Annotated in this window: 2 protein-coding genes; both read left to right on the top strand. The window is 75.2% G+C overall.

The features are described 5' to 3' along the window. Positions 1–37 precede the first annotated feature (37 nt). Entirely contained in the window at positions 38–373 is a 336-nt protein-coding gene (locus AB0J52_RS39845; protein ID WP_500188336.1) for a hypothetical protein, read from the top strand. Positions 374–375: 2 nt separating this feature from the next. Continuing rightward, positions 376–1,539, top strand: coding sequence for a S8 family serine peptidase (locus AB0J52_RS39840; RefSeq protein ID WP_500188334.1), 1,164 nt, complete (start codon positions 376–378; stop codon positions 1,537–1,539). Positions 1,540–1,570 lie beyond the last annotated feature (31 nt).

Genomic DNA, 1,570 nt, shown 5'->3' with positions numbered 1-1,570 from the left:
CGAATGTTCCCTCGGCCTGCCCACTTAGCATGGAACGGTGCGGACGTTCATGACCGCCGACCGGGCGCTGCGCCAGACCCCGCCCGACCCGGACGGCACGCCGGTGCGCAACAGCGTCCGGGCCGTCGCGTTCCCCGGCACGGCGGCGGCCAGGTTCACCGACCCGGCCCGGCAGGACTCCACCGCCGACCGGGGCGGCCCCTACCTGGTGCTCACCTCGTCCGGGGAGACCGACGGACGGCCCGCCGAGGCGGTCGCCGAGCGCCGCCCGAACCTGCCGTTCGCGGTCGCCCCGCAGCTCGCCCGCCAGATCGCGCACACCCTCGGCACCCCGGCCATGCCCGACTGCTCCAGCCGCGAATGGAAGTGCTGACCTTGCACCGGCCCCTCAGACGGATCGCCGCGGTCACGGCGTCGGCGGCGCTGGCCTGGCCGTTCCTCGGGGTCGGCGCGGGGGCCGGCGTCGCCGCCGCCGATCCGGTCCGGGACGCGCAGGGTCCGGCGTTCGAGGCGATGGACGTGCCGTCCGCATGGAAGGCCACCCGCGGCGCGGGCGTCACCGTCGGGGTCGTGGACTCCGGGGTCCAGACCGGCCAGCCGGAGCTGGCGGGCCAGGTCACCACCGGCCCGGACATGATCGCCAACATCGACGGGAGCACCACGCCCGCCAGGCTGCACGGCACCAGCATGGCGATGCTGATCGCCGGCAAGGGCCGCGGCAGGGGCGGCCGGAGCGGCGTGATGGGTGTCGCGCCGAAGGCCAGGATCCTCGCCGTGCGGGCCATCGCCGAGCCGGAGGACGCGTCCTTCCGCCTCTACAAGACGACGCCCAAGGGCCAGGGCGCGACCGCCCGGGGGATCCGCTACGTCGTCGACCACGGCGCGGACGTGATCAACCTGTCCATCGGGCGGTACGACGAGCAGCCGGACGAGCGCGACGCCATCGGCTACGCGGTCTCCAAGGGCGTCGTCGTGGTCGCGGCCGTCGGCAACGACGGCGACAAGCGCAGCGGCTTCGACGCCAAGGGGTACGCGCCCTACTCCTATCCGGCGTCCTACCCGGGCGTCATCGCCGTCGCCGCGACCAACCAGCGGCACGTCCGCGCGGGCTTCTCCAACCGGAACTTCTCGGTGCTCGTCGCCGCGCCCGGCGTGAGCCTGCCCGGCATCGGACCCGAGCACGGCGCGTACTACGTCACCGACGGCACGAGCGACTCGACCGCGCTGGTCTCCGGGATCGCGGCGCTGATCCGCGCCCGGCACCCGAAGCTGGCACCGGCGCTGGTCGCGCAGGCGCTCGTCGCGAGCACCCCGTCCGGCGGGGCGTCCTACGACGCGGCCCTCGGGCACGGCGAGGTGAACGCGGCGAAGGCGCTCAGCGCGGCGGACCGGCTCGCCGCGATCCCCAAGGGCGCCCAGGGCAAGCCGGGCGACGCCCGGTTCGGCCCAGGCGAGCCCGGGCCGGTGACCGTGATCCCGCGTCCGGCCTGGGCGAAGATCGTGATCGCCGTGCGCCCGCGAGCACGGCCGCAACCCTGACGACGACGTGCCGCCGTTCGTGGCGCTGACC

The organism is Spirillospora sp. NPDC049652, from assembly GCF_040675125.1.
Lineage (GTDB): Bacteria > Actinomycetota > Actinomycetes > Streptosporangiales > Streptosporangiaceae > Spirillospora.
Note: the sequence above shows the minus strand (reverse complement) of the source record. Positions and strands in the feature narration are given on the sequence as shown.